General features: G+C 72.4%; 15 protein-coding genes, 1 tRNA gene and 1 pseudogene. 9 read left to right on the plus strand and 8 right to left on the minus strand.

All coding sequences use genetic code 11. The features are described 5' to 3' along the window. Window positions 1-27: 27 nt before the first annotated feature. A complete protein-coding gene (locus ACLJTM_RS13180) occupies window positions 28-768 on the minus strand; it encodes a YcnI family protein (protein WP_411103698.1) in 741 nt (246 codons plus the stop codon). A 105-nt stretch (window positions 769-873) separates the two neighbouring features. Beyond that, window positions 874-1,689, minus strand: coding sequence for a hypothetical protein (locus ACLJTM_RS13185; protein ID WP_411103699.1), 816 nt, complete (start codon window positions 1,687-1,689; stop codon window positions 874-876). A 190-nt stretch (window positions 1,690-1,879) separates the two neighbouring features. Here ACLJTM_RS13185 and ACLJTM_RS13190 point away from each other — a divergent pair, with 190 nt between their 5' ends. After that, window positions 1,880-2,326, plus strand: coding sequence for an ATP-binding protein (locus ACLJTM_RS13190; RefSeq protein ID WP_411103700.1), 447 nt, complete (start codon window positions 1,880-1,882; stop codon window positions 2,324-2,326). A gap of 57 nt (window positions 2,327-2,383) precedes the next feature. Here the strand turns inward: ACLJTM_RS13190 and ACLJTM_RS13195 are convergent, their stop codons facing one another. Next, on the minus strand, window positions 2,384-3,850 hold the full coding sequence (locus ACLJTM_RS13195) for an aminopeptidase P family protein (protein WP_411103701.1): 1,467 nt from the start codon (window positions 3,848-3,850) through the stop codon (window positions 2,384-2,386). A 121-nt stretch (window positions 3,851-3,971) separates the two neighbouring features. Continuing rightward, complete coding sequence (locus ACLJTM_RS13200; RefSeq protein WP_411103702.1) at window positions 3,972-5,501, minus strand: PP2C family protein-serine/threonine phosphatase; 1,530 nt, start codon at window positions 5,499-5,501, stop codon at window positions 3,972-3,974. 408 nt (window positions 5,502-5,909) lie between these two features. Here ACLJTM_RS13200 and ACLJTM_RS13205 point away from each other — a divergent pair, with 408 nt between their 5' ends. Beyond that, window positions 5,910-6,665: a bifunctional DNA primase/polymerase gene (locus ACLJTM_RS13205; RefSeq protein WP_411103703.1), complete on the plus strand. Its 756-nt coding sequence runs from the start codon at window positions 5,910-5,912 to the stop codon at window positions 6,663-6,665. A 146-nt stretch (window positions 6,666-6,811) separates the two neighbouring features. Next, on the plus strand, window positions 6,812-7,384 hold the full coding sequence (locus tag ACLJTM_RS13210; protein WP_411103704.1) for a hypothetical protein: 573 nt from the start codon (window positions 6,812-6,814) through the stop codon (window positions 7,382-7,384). Between the two features lie 179 nt (window positions 7,385-7,563). Here ACLJTM_RS13210 and ACLJTM_RS13215 read toward each other — a convergent pair whose 3' ends face one another. The 3 genes and pseudogenes from ACLJTM_RS13215 to ACLJTM_RS13225 form a co-directional block, all read right to left on the minus strand. Beyond that, on the minus strand, window positions 7,564-8,538 hold the full coding sequence (locus tag ACLJTM_RS13215) for a DUF5926 family protein (RefSeq protein WP_411103705.1): 975 nt from the start codon (window positions 8,536-8,538) through the stop codon (window positions 7,564-7,566). A 219-nt stretch (window positions 8,539-8,757) separates the two neighbouring features. After that, window positions 8,758-9,356 (minus strand): annotated as a pseudogene (locus ACLJTM_RS13220) (ATP-binding protein). Between the two features lie 85 nt (window positions 9,357-9,441). Further along, a complete protein-coding gene (locus tag ACLJTM_RS13225; RefSeq protein ID WP_411103706.1) occupies window positions 9,442-10,242 on the minus strand; it encodes a glycerophosphodiester phosphodiesterase in 801 nt (266 codons plus the stop codon). A 225-nt stretch (window positions 10,243-10,467) separates the two neighbouring features. Here ACLJTM_RS13225 and ACLJTM_RS13230 point away from each other — a divergent pair, with 225 nt between their 5' ends. The 6 genes from ACLJTM_RS13230 to ACLJTM_RS13255 all read left to right on the plus strand — a co-directional run bounded on the left by ACLJTM_RS13230 (window position 10,468) and on the right by ACLJTM_RS13255 (window position 16,098). Beyond that, window positions 10,468-12,099, plus strand: coding sequence for a S1C family serine protease (locus ACLJTM_RS13230; RefSeq protein WP_411103707.1), 1,632 nt, complete (start codon window positions 10,468-10,470; stop codon window positions 12,097-12,099). Between the two features lie 92 nt (window positions 12,100-12,191). Further along, complete coding sequence (locus ACLJTM_RS13235; RefSeq protein ID WP_411103708.1) at window positions 12,192-13,097, plus strand: LysR substrate-binding domain-containing protein; 906 nt, start codon at window positions 12,192-12,194, stop codon at window positions 13,095-13,097. A gap of 90 nt (window positions 13,098-13,187) precedes the next feature. After that, window positions 13,188-13,742, plus strand: a complete 555-nt coding sequence (locus ACLJTM_RS13240; protein WP_411103709.1) for a cysteine dioxygenase — start codon at window positions 13,188-13,190, stop codon at window positions 13,740-13,742. Beyond that, window positions 13,742-14,800, plus strand: a complete 1,059-nt coding sequence (locus tag ACLJTM_RS13245; protein WP_411103710.1) for a YeiH family protein — start codon at window positions 13,742-13,744, stop codon at window positions 14,798-14,800. Before ACLJTM_RS13240 ends, ACLJTM_RS13245 begins: the two co-directional genes overlap by 1 nt. A 213-nt stretch (window positions 14,801-15,013) precedes the next feature. Next, window positions 15,014-15,961, plus strand: coding sequence for a trypsin-like serine peptidase (locus ACLJTM_RS13250; protein ID WP_411103711.1), 948 nt, complete (start codon window positions 15,014-15,016; stop codon window positions 15,959-15,961). A gap of 49 nt (window positions 15,962-16,010) precedes the next feature. Beyond that, window positions 16,011-16,098: transfer RNA gene (locus ACLJTM_RS13255), tRNA-Ser, on the plus strand. A gap of 139 nt (window positions 16,099-16,237) precedes the next feature. On the opposite strand, the gene ACLJTM_RS13260 is transcribed toward ACLJTM_RS13255, so the two are convergent. After that, window positions 16,238-16,696, minus strand: a complete 459-nt coding sequence (locus ACLJTM_RS13260) for an SCO4225 family membrane protein (protein ID WP_411103712.1) — start codon at window positions 16,694-16,696, stop codon at window positions 16,238-16,240. Window positions 16,697-17,196: the final 500 nt, after the last annotated feature.

Consider the following 17,196-nt stretch of genomic DNA (forward strand, 5'->3'; position numbering starts at 1 on the left):
CCGACGGTGCCCGCGAGGGCACGCGGGTCAGGAGGTGCGGCGGCGCGAGGCGACCCCGAAGGCCACCCCGCCCAGTCCGACGACGATGCCCGCGACGCCCAGGACGCGGGCGGTGGTGTCGGAGGAGTGGGCGGCGGAGGCCTCGTCGTGGCCGTCCTTCGCCTCGTCGCCGCTCTTGTCGCCGGTGTTCTTGTCGTCGGCCTTGGCACCGGTGGCGTGGTGGTCGTCGCCCTTGGCGGCCGTCAGCTTCAGCACCGGCGCCGGGTTCTGCGGCTCCGCCGCGCCCTCCTTGCCCTCTTCGATCCAGCGGACGACCTCGCCGTTGTCGTAGGTCTGGACGGCCTTGATGACCATCCGGTCGGCGTTCTCGGGCAGCTTGCCGACGGAGAGCGGGAACTGCTGGAACTTGCCGGACTCGATCTTGCCGCCGGACCAGGTCACCTTGGTGACGGCCTCGTTGATCTGCTTGCCGTGCACGGTGAGCGGCTTGTCGAGCTTGGTCTTCTCCACGTTCACGGTCCAGCCCGGGATGTCCTGCGGCATGACCGAGGTGAGCGGCTGGTCGATCGGGAAGTTGACCTCGAGCTGGGTCGTCGAGGCGTTGTCGCGCTCGTTGGGGACCTTGAAGTTGATGGTCGCGTACCCGCCCTGGGTGGCCTCCCCGACGGGCTGCACGCTGACGTGGGCGAAGGCGGTGCCGGAGAGGAGGAGGACGGAGCCGGCGGCGAGGGCGGCGGCGGCGAAGGAGACGCGAGAGGTCGTCGTCATGGCAGGAACACTCCACGGAAGCAGGGGTGACGGTGCTCCGCGCACGGGCGCGCGCGGAGTTCGCGGCACCGGGCTCCCGGTGGATGTCCGGGCAGGGGCGCCGCGTCAGGCTGCGAGAACGAAGGCCGTGGGCGGCCCGCGCCTGATCACCGCGTGCTGGAGCGTCTCCCGGCCGGTGGCGGCAGGGGGGTCGGCCGCGGTCCGCGGGGCCCGCGGGTCCCGGCCGGGCGCGGCGGGCAGCCCGCCGCCGAAGGCGCGTACGAGGGCCAGTGCGGTCCGCAGCGCACGGACCGGGGCGGCTTCACCGGTCAGCCGGGAGAGTTCGACCAGCCGGGACAGCGCGGTGTCGCCGCGTCCGAGCAGCCAGCCCGCGGCCAGCGCTGCCAGCAGGTGCCCGATCAGCATGGCCGGGCTGAGCAAGCCGGACCCGGGCGCCGGGACGGCCGCGTGTGCCAGGTGGGCGTGCGCGGCCTGGCCCTGGTGCAGGGACTGCGCGGCCAGGGCGGCCGGGTCCAGGCCGGCGGCCTCCACGATCCGCCGGGCGTCGGCCGGATCCAGGGGTACGGAGTTCCCCCCGCACACCAGTTGCGCGGCGAGCGCCGCGAGCGAGGTGTCGGAGGAGCCGGCCGGGGCCTGGGCGGCCGCGGCGCCGTGCTGGCCGAGGCCGAAGAGCGTGTGCAGGCCCACCTGCCCGGCGGCGAGAGCGCCGGCGATGCCGGGGAGCGTGCGGGCACGCCCGGCGAACGGCGCCGCGACTGCGAAAACGGCCAGGAACCCGAGGCCGAGGGACCACCAGGGCACGGTGGCGCAGGAAGCCAGCGCGTGCCCCACCGCGGCCAGCACGACGCAGACCGCGGTGAAAACCGCGGTCCGGGCGAGCCGGAGGCCGGCTCCGGCGTGCTGGGTGTGGGGGGCAGTCATGGCCGGGCCATCATCGCACTGCGCCTGCTCCCTGCCTACGGCAGGTCGTGCAAGGTGCCTGGAGTTCCGCTGCACGACGGCCCGCATACACCGCCGCCCGGGAGAGCCGCATCGGCTGAACGAGGGTTGAGGGGACGTCGGGGGCCGCTCAGGCGCTTACGGTCACCCTCGGGCGGCAATAGGTAACCGTATGAGCATCTGGTGGTCTCTCCACTTGAGGCGCGACGCTGCGAGCGTGCCGCTCGCCAGGCGACTGCTGCTGGGGACGATGGAGACCGCGGGGGTGGACCCGGACATCTCCTTCGACCTCTCGGTGGCCCTGACCGAGGCGTGTGCCAACGCGGTGGAGCACGGCGGGGGCGGCGGCGCCGTGGAGGGGACCGGGGCGTACGACGTCACGGCCTACCTCGACGGGGACCGCTGCCGCATCGAGGTGACCGACTCGGGCCCGGGATTCCCGCCCGCGACGGTGGCCCGCCGCAGACCCTGCCTTGCCGAGAACGGCCGGGGGCTGCACCTGATCGCCGAGCTGGCCGACCACGTCCGCCTGCGCAACCGGCCCGGCCGCGGGGGCGCGGTGCTGAGCTTCGACAAGACGCTGAAGTGGCGTGACGGCGCACTGCTCAAGGTGTCGTAGACGGCGCGAAGGGCGGGACCCGTCGGGGTCCCGCCCTTCGTCGTGACAGGCGGGGCGTCAGCCCTTGAGGCGCGCCATCCAGGCCTCGACCTCGTCCGAGGTGCGGGGCAGGCCGGCCGACAGGTTCCGGTTGCCGTCCTCCGTGACGAGGATGTCGTCCTCGATCCGCACGCCGATGCCGCGGTACTCCTCCGGCACGGTCAGGTCGTCGGCCTGGAAGTACAGACCGGGCTCCACCGTGAGGCACATGCCCGGCTCCAGCGTGCCGTCCACGTATGCCTCGGTGCGCGCGGCGGCGCAGTCGTGGACGTCCATGCCGAGCATGTGGCCGGTGCCGTGCAGGGTCCAGCGGCGCTGCAGGCCGAGTTCCAGGACGCGCTCCACCGGGCCCTCCAGCAGGCCCCACTCGACGAGCTTCTCGGCCAGCACGTGCTGGGAGGCGTCGTGGAAGTCCCGGAACTTGGCGCCCGGCTTGACGGCCGCGATGCCCGCCTCCTGCGAGGCGTAGACCGCGTCGTAGATCTTCCGCTGGATGTCGGTGTACCTGCCGTTGATCGGCAGCGTGCGCGTGACGTCGGCGGTGTAGAGGGAGTGGGTCTCCACGCCCGCGTCGAGCAGCAGCAGGTCGCCGGAGCGGACGTCGCCGTCGTTGCGGACCCAGTGCAGGGTGCAGGCGTGCGGGCCGGCGGCGCAGATGGAGCCGTAGCCGATGTCGTTGCCCTCGACCCGCGCACGCAGGAAGAAGGTGCCCTCGATGTAGCGCTCGGACGTGGCCTCGGCCTTGTCGAGCACCTTCACGACGTCCTCGAAGCCGCGGACGGTGGAGTCGACGGCCTTCTGCAGCTCGCCGATCTCGAAGGTGTCCTTCACGGCGCGGGCCTCGGAGAGGTAGACGCGCAGCTCCTCGTCGCGCTCCTTGGTCACCTTGTCGGTGAGGGCGGACTCGATCAGCGCGTCGTGGCCGCGCACGACCCGGATCGGGCCCTCGGCTTCGGTGAGGGCCTCGGCGAGCTCGCGCACGTCCTTGGCGGGCAGGCCCAGGAGCTGCTCGGCCTCGGCGAGGGAGTGCCGGCGGCCGACCCACAGCTCGCCCTGGCCGGACAGCCAGAACTCGCCGTTCTCCCGGTTGGAGCGGGGCAGCAGGTAGACCGTGGCCGTGTGGCCGCTGTCGCCGGAGGGCTCCAGGACCAGCACGCCGTTCTCGGTCTGGTCGCCGGTGAGGTACGCGTACTCGGTCGAGGCGCGGAAGGGGTACTCGGTGTCGTTCGAGCGGGTCTTCAGCCGGCCCGCGGGGACGACGAGGCGCTCACCGGGGAAACGCGCGGACAGTGCGCTGCGGCGGGCGGCGGTGTGCGCCGCCTGGGCGATGGGCTCCAGCCCGCGCAGTTCGGTGTCGGCCCAGCCCGTGCGCATGCTCTCCGCGAGTTCGTCGCTGACGCCCGGGTACAGACCGTTCTTGCGCTGCTTGTGCGTCTTCTTGGGCTGCTCTTCTTCCGGGGTCTCCGGGGTGAGCTCGTCAGCCACGTCTTCTCCTCAGCTACGACAGACACGGACCTGGGTGTGGACCTCGTCCATCGTATGTGCGACCGGAAGGAGCCCGGAGGGTCCTGTGCGCCATTGCACAAACAGCGGCAAATCTCTCAGCTCACTCAAACCGGGCGGCGAGCAGGACGACGTCCTCCATGGCGCCGGCCGGTTCCCCCTCGGGCAGCACCGTCCGCAGGATGTGCTCGCAGATGGCGGCCGGATCGTCCCGGGCGGTACGGGGTACCCCGGCGGCCGCGGCGTGCAGCCTGGCGTAGGCCCGGTCCATGGGGTCACCGGTGCGGTGCAGCAGTCCGTCCGTGTACAGCAGCACCGTTTCTCCGGGAGCGGGCTCGATCTCCACGCTCGGCGCCTCCCAGCAGGAGAGCATCCCGAGCGGCGCGGACAGCGAGGTCTCCACGTACTCGGTGCGGCGCTCGCCGATGAGCAGCGGCGGGGCGTGCCCGGCGCCCGCCAGGACGATCTTGCGCTGGGCCGGCTCGCAGAACGCGAAGAGGGCCGTGGCCGCGCGGGCGGGTTCGGTGAGCCGCAGCAGCAGCTCCAGGTCCGACAGGACGGCGACGGGGTCCTCGCCCTCCATCACGGCGTAGGCGCGCAGCGAGGCCCGCAGCCGGCCCATCGCGGCGACCGCGCTCGGCCCCGACCCGGTCACCGAGCCCACGGCCAGCCCGAGGGCGCCTTCGGGCAGCGGCAGGGCGTCGTACCAGTCGCCCCCGCCGTGCGGCCCGGTGTGATGGCGGGCGGCGAGCTGGACCCCCGGGATCCGGGGCAGCCTGCTGGGCAGCAGCTCCTCGGAGAGGATCGCCAGGCGGGAGCGGGAGCGCTCCACCTCCAGCATCCGGGCCAGGTGCTCGGCGGCGTGCCGGACGTAGAGCCCGACGAGGTCGCGCTGGCGGTCGCCGGGCTCGGCCTGCTCGTCGTAGAGCCAGACGGCCGCACCGAGCCGGCCGGTCGCCGCGGCGGTCAACGGCAGGGCGTAGCTGGCGGCGTAGCCGAGGCGGGCGGCGACCTCGCGGTGGCGCGGGTCGACGGGGGCGGCGAAACCGCCGGTGCCGGCGGGCGCCCCGGGTTCGGGAAGCACCTCCGAGCCGCCGTGGGCGTCGGGCAGTCCGTCGAGGATGCGGCCGTAGGAGGTGGCGCTGCGCGGCACGGTCTCGATGTGGCCGAGGTCGGCGCGGCCGAGGCCGAAGCCGATCGTGCTGGTGGGCCCCAGTCCGTCGGAGGGCTCCAGGACGAGCAGGCCGCGCCGGGCGCCGACGAGGGCGGCCCCGGCGCGCAGGAACTCGTGGAGGGAGGAGTCGAGGTCGTCGGCGCGGGCCAGCCGCTCGGTGAGCTCGTGGAGGGTGGTGAGGTCCGAGACCATGCCCGCGAGGCGGTCCTGGATCAGGCTGCCGGCGGCCGGCGGAGGCGCCGGCTGGGGGGTGGTGCGTACGGGTGCGGGCGCCGCAGTGTGCGGTGACGCGGTAACCACTGGATCGATTCCAGCCACTTTCGGCAGATGGGGGGCGCTCATGGCGTCCGCCTTTCCACCTGGTGCGATTCGCCGAATAGCATCGCAAACCCCCAGACCGTGCTGCGCCGCCATCAAGGAATCCACATCTACACGCACACGTGGATGCATGTCCAGCATTGCCCAGGTGGGAATCCTGGTGTCCGTGAGACGGCAACTCACTGTCCAGCCAAGGCTAGAACTTGGCCGGAAAAAGCGGGAGGCGGACGGTTTTTGCGGTCGACTGGGCGGGCGCTCAGGGCAGTCCGGGTACGTAGTCGGCAGTGTCCGGGGTCAGTTGGTGCCGCCGGGCCCCTGCCGGGAACCGCCTGGCGCGGGCCTTCGTCCTCATCGGCGGCAGCCCGTCCCGGTACCCGTGCGGGTTGCGCTCCGCCCCCGCCGGACGTTTGACGGACCCGACGAGAGAACTGCACGAACCGTGTGAACCTGCTTCAGGAGCACAGCGGCGCGAACGTGTACGTGTAGTGAGTCACCCGTTACATGGTGTGATCTGGCCCTTCGGCGTTCAACGGAAAGGAACGAGCGCACATGCGCGAGATCCTCGGAAGGCGTCTCCAGCGGCTCCGTGATCGCTTGTTGTCCCGATCGGGGTCCCGGCCCCGAACCCTGACCCGGCGACCCGGCTCCGGAACGAACCGCCCCCCTGCCCCCCTCGATGCGGCGCTGACCTGCGCCACCGTGTGGAACTGGCCCGTACTGCCCGGCGTCGGCCGGTCCGGCACGGACGGTGCGCGCTGTGCCTGCCCCGATCCCGACTGCGTCGTCCCCGGGGCGCACCCCTTCGACCCGGGGCTGCTCGCCGCGACCACCGACCCGCGGATGGTGGCCTGGTGGTGGACCCACCGGCCCACCGCACCCCTCCTGCTCGCCACCGGAGGAACCGCCCCGTGCGCGGTGAGCCTGCCGGCCGCGGCTGCGGCCCGGGCCCTCGTACGGCTCGATGCGCAGGGCCTGCGCCTGGGCCCGGTCCTGGCCACGCCCACCCGCTGGTCGCTGCTGGTGGCGCCGTACTCGCTGGAACGCCTCGGCGAACTCCTCTACGCCAAGGACCACGTGCCCGCCTCGCTGCGCTTCCACGGCGAGGGCGGCTACGTCCTGCTGCCGCCCTCCGCCGCGTCCAGCGGCGGGCAGGTGGGCTGGGAGCGCGAGCCGCGGGTGCCCCGGCAGTGCCCGGGCAGCGGGGCCCCGGGGGGTGTCTGGCTGCCGGAGGTCGAGGCGGTCGTGGACGCCCTGGTCGAGGCGAGCAGCGGAGCACCGGGCGGCGGGAGCCGGCTCGCCTACTGAGCCGGGGGCCCTGCCGCCGGCTCGCCAACCGAGCCGGGGCGCCCTGCGCGGACGGATCACTCGTACGGGTGCCAGCCGGACCGGTTTCCCGGGGAATTGGGCGCGGGGATCTCCGCGCCCGATTCCCGCGTCGCTATCTTCGGCGAATGAATCTCCGCCTGATCGGTATCGGTGCCGGTGTGCTGATCATCTTGTCGCTTCCGCTGGCCGGAGCGATCGCGGGGCCGGATCCCGCCGGTCAGGACGACGCGAAGGGCGGGGGCCTGCTGTCGACGCTGGGCCTGACCGACCCGTCGCGCCGCGCGCCCGCATCGCCCCCGCCTGCCGGCCCGGACCCCGCGTACCGCCAGCCCGGGCCGCCGGAGCAGCCCCGTACCGATGCCACCTGCGGGCCCGAACTCTCCTCGCCGCACGGGGTGGAGGCGCAGACGTGCGTCCTGGTGGGCGAGGGGCGGACGTGGGGCCGCAGCTACTACCGCAACACCAGCGGCCGTCCGCTGGAAGCGGTGCTGACGCTGATGGGGCCGGCCGGCCGGACGGTGCAGATCCGCTGCGCGGTCGGGGCGGGCGACGAACCCGGGTTGTGCGAGACGCCGCGGGAGGTTTCCGCGGGGGCGCCGGACAACTACTCGGCGGTTGCGGAATTTGCAGTTCCGGATGATGAAGGGGCGCTGCTCCTGCGGTCCGGGAGCAACTCACCGGCACCGGGTGGACGTTGACCGCCCCGGAAAATCAAGGGCCCGGTCGCTGGCGACGGGGGATGCACCAGCGACCGGGCTACAAGAACCGTAACAAGAGATCGCCTGTTCGCAAATTCGATCTCTGATATTCGGACACCGATTTGCAGACGATTAGCGGGAGTTGTGACTCCGGTCACCGGTTCCCGCGCGTGCGCAGGTCAGCTGAGGGTGACCTGGCGGTTGGTGAGGCCGCCGCGGGCCCGGCGCTCCTCCGGCGTCAGCGGCGCGTCCGAGGCCAGGGCCCCGGCCAGCCGCTCGGCGAACTCCGCCGCGGGCTTCTCCACGTCGTCGGCGCCCACCCCGGTGGGCAGGTCCCAGACGGGGACGACCAGGCCGTGCGCACGGAACGAACCGACCAGGCGGGTCCCTTCGCCGAGCGAGGACGTGCCCGCCGCGTGCAGCCGGGCGAGGGCGTCGAGCAGCTTCTCCTCGGCGTGCGGCATGACCCAGCGCAGGTGGTTCTTGTCCGGGGTCTCGCACCAGTAGGCGGCGTCGACGCCGGACAGCTTGACCGTGGGAATGGCCGCGGCGTTGGCGCGCTCCAGGGAGGCGGCGATCTCCGGGGAGGCGGTCTGCGCGCTCTCCGATTCCGGAATCCAGAATTCGAAGCCCGTGTGCACAACCGGCTCGAAACCGCCGTCGGGATCCAGGAGATCCTGAAGTCGCGGACCCTCGGCCGGAACACGGCGGGCCGGAACGGGAGTTCCGGGCTCCGCCACGAGGGCGCGCTCCAGGGTGTCGGCCATGTCCCGGCCGAGGTCCCCGGTGGAGGAGTCGTTCTGCAGGCCGAGCAGGACGGAGCCGTCCTCGCGGCGCAGCGCAGGCCAGGCCATGGGCAGGACGGTCACCAGCGTGACGGAGGGAACGCCCTCGGGCAGACCGCCCTTGAGCGTCAGCGGGACGGTGGCGGCGGGCACGAGCTCGCGCAGCGCGACCCAGTCGCACTCGCCCGGCAGGCCCTCGAAGGGACGCTGCACGTGTGCGGTGACGGCGTGCGCGGCGGCTGCGCCGTGGCAGGCCTTGTAGCGGCGCCCGGATCCGCAGGGACAGGGCTCGCGGGCGCCCACCACCGGGATCTCACCGTTGTGGAGCTGCGGCTTTGCGGTCTTCGCTGCGGGGCGCTTCTTGGCCATCGTGGGTGTCTCCCGGTTGCGGCGGTACGGCGTCGTTACTGGGCGCGAGCCTAGCCGTTCGTACCGCCGGAACCGGGTGGGGTGCGGCCGGGAGCACGGTCGGCGTGCGCTCCCGGACGGCCGCCTGTCGGATGGCCGCTGCTGCGTTCGGGGATCCGGTCCGGTCTCCCGGTCTCCCGGCCGGCGGTCCGCGGCGGTCGGGCATCCGGATCCGGACGGTCAGTCCAGATCGTCGAAGGCGCTGCTGAAGTCGATCGCCGGGGGCGCGACGCGCGTAGCGAAATCCTCGTGCCGGGCCCCGCAGGCAACGACCACCCACACGGTGACCTCACCCGCCGCTCCGTCCCGGACACCCCAGTCCTGGGCGAGCGCGCTGATGATGTTCAGCCCGCGACCGCCCCGTGCGGTGACCGAGGGCGTGGCCGGAACCGGGCGGGTGGGTCCGCCGCCGTCCGTGACCTCGACCGTCAGCCGCCCCGCCTTGTCGACGCGCCACGCGGCGCGTATCTCCCCGTCCCCCATGTCGCCCGCGCCCAGTGGCCTGCCGTGCCGGCAGGCATTGCTGAGCAGTTCGGAAAGGATCAGAACGGCATCGTCCACGACCGTTTCGGACACCCCGCTGATGCGCAACTGCTCGCGCATCCGGTGTCTCGCCTCGCCTACGCCCGCAGGACCATGGCGTACGCCCATGCACGACGACGTGGGCACTTCCTGTGCCACCACCAACGCCACCCCCGGAACCTCCTTAGCCCCACGCATGGTCTGAATGCCCCAATGGCCTGGACCGGAAACCGACGTGGCGGAGGCCTCTGACGCATTCATGACGAACAAACGCGGAGTGGATGCGCCGGGGCACACCCCGTGACGGACGGGCCCTGCGGGACGGGTGGGCAAACAGGGACGTCAGCGCCCTAGTTGTGACAGAACCTGGCGGGGTCTGTTCGTGATGATCGCTTCCACACCCAGATCAGCGCACAGCTGAACGTCTTCCGGTTCGTTCACGGTCCATACGTGGACGGAGTGACCGGCGTCCTGGAGCTTGCGGATGAACCCCGGATGGTTGCGGACGATGCGCATCCCGGGGCCGGCGATCTTTACCCCGGCGGGGAGCCGGCCGCTCCGCATGCGGGGCGGGATGAACTGCATCAGGTACACGGCGGGGATCGTCGGCGCGGACACCCGCACCCGCTGGAGCGATCGCGCCGAGAAGCTCATGACCCGGACCGGGTGGGGGCCCTCGGCCGGCGGGGCGTCCAGGCCGAAGCGCTTGAGCAGGAAGAGGAGCCGATCCTCCACCTGTCCGGCCCAGCGGGTCGGGTGCTTCGTCTCGATCGCCAGCTGCACCGGGCGGCCCGCGTCCGAGATCAGCTCCAGCAGCCGTTCCAGGGTGAGCACCGAGGTGCGGTCCGGGTCCGCGTCCCAGTCGGGGGACTCCTCGCGGTCCTTCCAGGAACCGAAGTCCAGGGCGGCGAGATCCGCCAGCTCCAGGGCGGAGACGGCGCCGCGGCCGTTCGAGGTGCGGTTCACCCGGCGGTCGTGCACCAGGACCAGGTGGCCGTCGGCGGTGAGCCGGACATCGCACTCCAGCGCGTCCGCGCCGTCCTCGATGGCTTTGCGGTAGGCGGCCAGGGTGTGCTCGGGGGCATCCTCCGAGGCGCCGCGGTGGGCGACGACCTGGATGGGGCGAAGGGTTGCGTGGGTCACCGGGTCATGGTGCCACCGCCGGGGTCCTGGACGGCGGGGTGAGCAGGGTGGGTGCGTCCTAAATGTCGGATATAAAGGATGACGGGAGATACACAGGTGCGGCTTACAGTGCTCTGACGGGTCATGGGAAAGGCTTTGCTCAGGAACTTGTGCGGCACGTCGAACGTCCAGTCGGACCGATATCGTCAGAGTTTTCTGAAGCGTGTGTGATGAGGAGAGAGCGCTGTGAGCACCGAGAACGAGGGCACCGCGGCCCCCACGCCCCCCGCGGCCCCGTCAGCACCCCCTGCTCCGGCCTCCGAGATGCAGGCCCCGGCGGGCGCCGCGCGCCAGGCCGACGCGCCCCCGGCGGCTGCTCCCGGGACGGCCGCTCCGGCGCCCGCCGCTGCGGCCCCCGTCGACCGGGCGGGCGTGCCCGGGGCGGAGCAGACCCAGCAGCTCCCGCCGGCCCCGTCCGTACCGCCGGCGCCCGCCATGGGCCCTGCGCAGGCCGGGCGGGAGCCGTATGCGCAGACCCCGCAGGAGCCGTACGGACATCTCCCGCAGGAGCCCTACGCGCAGGCCGGGCAGGAGTCCCATGGGCAGGCCCAGGCTCCGCACACCCCCGCCCCGGGTGCGCACGGCGCCGAGGGCTGGCCGCCCCCGCCGCCCGCGGTCCCGGCGTACAGCGCGGGCGGCGGCCATGGCGGCGCCGCCTGGGGCGCCCCGCTGACCGCGGACGGCACCCCTCCCCCGAAGCGGAAGGGCCGGGGCGGCCTCATCGCCGGCGTACTGGTGGCGGCCCTGCTCGCGGGCGGCATCGGCGGCGGCGTGGGCTACTGGGCAGCCGACCGCAACGACGGCGGCAGCGGCTCGACCACGATCAGCGCAGCCACCCCCAAGGAGCTCAAGCGCGACGCCGGCTCCATCGCAGGCCTGGCCGCAGGCGCCCTGCCCAGCGTGGTCACCATCGAGGCCTCGGCGGGCGACGGCGAGGGCGGCACCGGCACCGGCTTCGTCTACGACCAGCAGGGCCACATCCTCACCAACAACCACGTGGTGGCCTCCGCAGCCAACGGCGGCAAGCTCACCGCGACCTTCTCCGACGGCAAGAAGTACGACGCCGAGGTGGTCGGCCGGGCCCAGGGCTACGACGTCGCCGTCCTCAAGCTGAAGAACCCGCCGGCCGGGCTGAAGCCGCTGCCGCTGGGCGACTCCGAGAAGGTGGCCGTCGGCGACTCCACGATTGCGATCGGCGCCCCCTTCGGACTGTCCAACACGGTCACCACCGGCATCGTCAGCGCCAAGAACCGCCCGGTCGCCTCCGGCGACGGCTCCGGCGGCGGCAAGAACTCCTACATGAGCGCGCTGCAGACCGACGCCTCGATCAACCCGGGCAACTCCGGCGGTCCGCTGCTCGACGGGCGCGGAGCGGTCATCGGGATCAACTCCGCGATCCAGTCGGCGGGCAACGGCGGCTTCGGCGGCGGCCAGGCCGGTTCGATCGGCCTAGGCTTCGCCATCCCGATCAACCAGGCGAAGAACGTCGCCGAATCGCTGATCAAGACCGGGAAGCCGGTCTACCCGGTGATCTCGGTCTCCGTGGACCTCCAGGCGAAGTCCGAGGGCGCAAAGATCTCCGAGCAGGGCGCGGCCGCCAACGAGCTGGTCGACCCCAGCGGCCCGGCGGGCAAGGCGGGCCTCAAGCCCGGCGACATCATCACGGAGTTCGGCGGCAAGCCGGTCGACAGCGGCCCGAGCCTCATCAGCATGATCTGGACGTACAAGCCCGGCGACACCGTGAAGCTGACCTACCTGCGCGACGGGAAGCCCAACACCGTCGACATCACGCTCGGCTCGCGGGTCGGCGACAAGTAGCCGTACGGCAGCCGGCGCGGCCGGCTCGTCGGGAGGGGCCGTAGGCGGGATTGCGCCTACGGCCCCTCCCCACGTCCGCTTATGCTTCGGTGGTGTTCGATTCCCGGCACATACGGACGTTCCACGCCGTGGTCGCCTCCGGGTCCTATTCGGCGGCAGCCCGCCTCCTGGGGTACACCCAGCCCGCGATCACCCAGCAGATGAAGGCGCTCGAACGCGCCGCCGGCACCCCGCTGTTCACCCGCCTCGGCCGCAGAATGCAGCTCACCGAAGCCGGCGAGTCCCTCGCCCGGCACGCCGAGACCATCCTCGGCACCCTCTCCGCCGCCGAGTCCCAGCTGAAGGCGTACGCCCGGCTGCGCACCGGCCGGGTCCGGCTGTGCGGTTTCCCCAGCGCCAACGCCACCCTCGTCCCGGAGGCGCTGAGCGCCCTGGCCGCGGAGCATCCGGGCGTGCAGGTCGAGCTGCTGGAGGGAGAGCCGCCCGCCTCCCTGCGCAGGCTGGAACGCGGGGAGTGCGACATCACGCTCGCCTTCACCTACCCCGGGCTGCACGAGGAGGTCCCCGACGAGGTGGTCGAGGTCAGGCTGCTGGAGGACCAGCTCACGGTGCTGCTGCCGACCGGCCATGCGCTGGCGCGGCGACGTGCCGTGCACCTGGCCGACCTGGCCGAGGAGCGGTGGATCGCGGGCTGCCCGCGCTGCCGGGCCAACCTGCTGCACGAGTGCGCCGGGCTGGGCTTCGTCCCCGACATCCGTTTCGCCACCGACGACAACTTGGTGGTGCAGAGCCTGGTCGCGCAGGGCCTGGGCGTGGCGATGATGCCCGCCCTGGTCCTGCCCTCCCTCTCGCTGACCCGGGTCTGCGGGCGGACGCTGGAGCCCGCCGCCCGCCGCCACATCTCCGCCTACGTCCGACGTGACCACCTGAGGATTCCGGCGACGGCCGTGGTCCTCGACATGCTCCGACAGGTGGCGGCAAACCGCGTCGGATGCTGACCGGAGCCGGACCCATCCATAAGCGGAGCTTGGGAAATCCGGTCAGAACTGTCGTTGGACGCCATGGCGGGACGGCAGGACCCTGCCGGTATGACCACCACGACACCGGCCCGCACCACCACGAGGACGGCCGGCCTCGTCCGGGAGATACGCGCGGTGGTCGACCGGGGGCTGCCCCCCGATCTGACGGCCTACCTCGTCGGTGAGCGGATGGCCCCCCATCTGGGGGCGCCGGACCTGCTCACCGCCGGGCAGCGGGAGGGGTGTGCGGACCGCTACCGGCAGCACGTCCTGCACAGCGAGCCTGACGGCAGCTTCTCGGTGGTGGCGCTGGTGTGGCTGCCCGGACAGGAGACCGCCATCCACGACCACGTCGCATGGTGTGTGGCCGGGGTGCACGAGGGCGAGGAGAGCGAGCTCCGTTACCGGCTGGTCCCGGCCACAGCGGCGGAGGGCGCCCACCTCGTGGCGATCGAGGAGGTCGTCAACCGCCCCGGCGACGTCTGCGGGTTCGCGCCTCCCGGCGACATCCACAGGGTCCGCAACTCCTGTCGTACGAAGGCGATATCCCTGCACGTCTATGGCGCCGACGTGGTCCGGCTGGGCAGCAGTGTCCGGCGGATCTACCCCCACCCGGCCGGCTGATGGCCCTGCTGAACCGCTCCGTCCCGAGGGCGGCGCGGGCAGGAACAGGACGTGTTTCACGTGAAACAACCTCTCCCTGGCCCGGGTTGGGCCTTGCCGGAGCGGGCGCCTTGGCGGCGTGGTGTGCCCACCGCTTCGTGCCCGCCGTGCCCCAACTGACGGTCGCGGTGGTACTCGGCATCGTCGCGGCGCACCTGCCGGGCCTGCGGAACTTCGTCCGCGGCGCGGCCCGCCCGGGCCTGTCCCTGGCGGGACGGCGGCTGATGCGGATCGGCATCGTCCTGCTGGGCCTCGGTCTGGGGCTGGACCAGGTACTCCGGCTGGGCTGGGCCACGGTGGCCATGGTGGCCGGGGTGGTCGCAGCCACCTTCCACGGGACCCTGTGGCTGGGCCGGAAGCTCGGGCTGCCAGGGGACCAGCCCCTGCTGATCGCCACCGGGTACGCGATCTGCGGGGCGTCGGCGATCGGGGCGGTGAGCGAGGTCTCGGGCAGCGACGAGGAGGACATCGCCACCTCCGTGGCCCTGGTGACCCTGTGCGGAACCCTGGCGATAGCGGTACTCCCGCTCCTGCAGGCCCCATTGGGGTTGTCCGACCTCGCCTACGGACGGTGGGTGGGCGCCAGTGTCCATGACGTCGGCCAGGTGGTGGCGACCGCGCAGACCGCAGGTCCCGCGGCACTGGGCGAGGCGGTGCTGGTCAAGCTGATGCGGGTCGCCCTGCTGGCCCCCTTGGTGGCCGCCGTGGCCTTCGCCGTACGGGCGCGGCGGCGCGGGGTGCGGACCGCTGCGGGGCGGCGGCCGGCCCCCGTACCGCTCTTCGTGGCCGGGTTCCTGGGCGCGGCCGCCGTCCGGGCCACCGGAGTGCTGCCCGACGCGGCCCTGGAGGGGGCGCACACGCTCCAGGAGGCCCTGCTGGCGGCCGCCCTGTTCGGCCTGGGCAGCGCGGTGCACCTGCCAACGCTGGCCCGCACCGGCGGGCGGGCCGCGGCCCTGGGACTCGGGGCCTGGGTGGTGGTGGCGGGGGTGGCCTACGCGGGGGTGCTGCTCACCACATGAGGGCGCTCAGAGAAGGGAGTTGGCCAAATCCTGGCCGGAACCGACCGAACGTTCCGACTGTCCGCTGACATCGCGGCGCGGCCGTGCCACTCTGCCCCCGCAGGCCAGAACGGTACTGCCGCACGACAGCACAGCCGATCCGCACCGACAGCTCTTCACCCCCACCCTGCCCGGCACCGACCGCGGGACCGGGCACGGCAGAAGGAGTCATGCGTGAATCGTCATCGCAGGGCCACAGCCGTCCTCCTGAGCGCAGGCGCCCTGATCGCGGGTGCGCTGACGGCCGCCGCCCCCTCGGTCGCCGCCGACGCCCCCGCCTCGTTCGGGCAGCGCCACACCGAGGGCTTCTGGACCGCCGAGCGGATGCTCGCCGCGACACCGCTCGACGTCACGGCGGTGCCGGGCGCCACCCGCGCACCGGCCGCCGCCACCGCGGCCCCCACCCGGATCGCCCCGACGGCCGCCGCCTCCCCGACCGCGTTCCCGCAGGCGGGCGGCGCATGGACGGGCGGCGGCGCGGTCGTGAAGACCTCGGGCCGGGTCTTCTTCACCATGGGCGACCGGACGGCCTCGTGCTCCGGTGACTCGGTCACCAGTGCCAACGGCAGCACCGTCATCACGGCCGGCCACTGCGTGAAGTACCAGGGCGCCTGGCACACCAACTGGGTCTTCGTCCCCGCGTACAACAACGGCAACGCCCCCTTCGGCCAGTGGCCGGCCACCAAGACCTTCGCCACCGACCAGTGGGCCGCGAGCGAGGACATGAACATGGACGTCGGCCTCGCCGTCGTCGCCCCGCTGAACGGCCAGACGCTCAGCCAGGCCGTCGGAGCCCAGGGCATCCTCTTCAACGGCGGCTACAACAAGAGGATGTACTCCTTCGGTTTCCCGGCGGCCGCGCCGTACGACGGCACCAAGCTGGTCTACTGCAGCGGCAACAGCGGCAAGGACTTCCTGCTGACCAAGGACCACAGCCTGTCCTGCAACATGACCGGCGGTTCCAGCGGCGGCCCCTGGTTCCAGGACTTCAACGAGGCCACGGGCCTGGGCACCCAGGTCTCGGTGAACAGCTTCGGCTACACCTTCCTCCCGAACCGCATGTACGGCCCGTACTTCGGAAACGAGGCGAAGGCGGCCTACGACAAGGCCCAGACCTCCTGACCCCAGCCCCACCCACGGCCTCCCACCGCCCGGTACTCTGTACCGGCCAGGTGGGTTGCCCGAGCGGCCTAAGGGAACGGTCTTGAAAACCGTCGTGGCGCGAGTCACCGTGGGTTCAAATCCCACACCCACCGCCAGGTCAGAGAAGTAGCAGGTCAGAGGGCGGGCACCCGAACCGGGTGCCCGCCCTCTTTGCTCATCCGGTCCCACCTTGGTGCACCCGCATCCCGCTGTTGACCAGTGCGTATGGGCCATCCGCAGGCCAGGACCACGGCGCTAGACCTGCGCACTCCTGGCGTCGCGCCGCCGCGCCACGTAGCGGAGCAGAGCCCAGATCGCCGCGGCGTTGACCAGGGCGCTGACCAGGACCGCGCCGTAGAAGCCGAATTCGGACCACATGTCGAGCTTGCCGTCGATGGAGGTGTCCGGTGCCACCCAGTCCGCGGGGAGTGGGTCCGACTCCGAGGGGTAGTCCGTGGGCAGCTTCGTGGGCGGCTGAGAGCCGTACTGGGGGTGGGGATCCATGGGTGGGGCCGAGTCCAGGGCGTCCGCCGCGGGTCCGAAGGACGTCAGCAGCAAGACGCTGACCGGCGCCGTGGCCAGGATCGGCCAGACTCCGAAGAACCCGACGTCGCCCGTCCGGCTGGCGACCGCGACGTAGACCAGCATCGCGACCACCAAAGCCAGGTATCCACCGGGCGCCCACACCTCTGGCTTCGACCAGCGCCGCACCATGATGTTCCCCGCCCCCGTTCCGCTTCCTTCGACCTGCGCTCAGTCTCGAAGCTGCCGAGGATCGCCACCTGAGTACCCCTACTCATCGTGCTCGGCCCCAAGTACCTGTTCAGAGCCGTGCACGACCGGCACGCCGGCGACATCGCGCCTCATATCCCCCCTGTCCGACCGATGCTCGCACGTGCTGGGCGGAGGCCTTCGGCCCCTCCGTAATGATCTTGTTGTGGCAGGGGCCGTTTGTGCTGTGGTGCCGGCTCGGCGGCGCCGTCCAGCAGGCCCCTGAGTGGGTGGCCCTGCTGCGCGGGGACCGCCGTGTGCTCCGTCGGGGCAAGGCGTGCGGGGCACTTTCCGGGTTGCCGTCCGGCGCCGGGTGTGGGCGCGCCGGTGGGGAGCGGAGCCCGGTCGCCGCACGGCCGGCAGGCCGGATTCGGCCGGTGTTCTGCAAGTCCTGCAAGGGATGCAACGGGGCCTATGGGCCTTTTGAGTGGTGTTTGTCGGAA

Source organism: Streptomyces sp. cmx-4-9, from assembly GCF_046548835.1.
GTDB lineage: Bacteria > Actinomycetota > Actinomycetes > Streptomycetales > Streptomycetaceae > Streptomyces.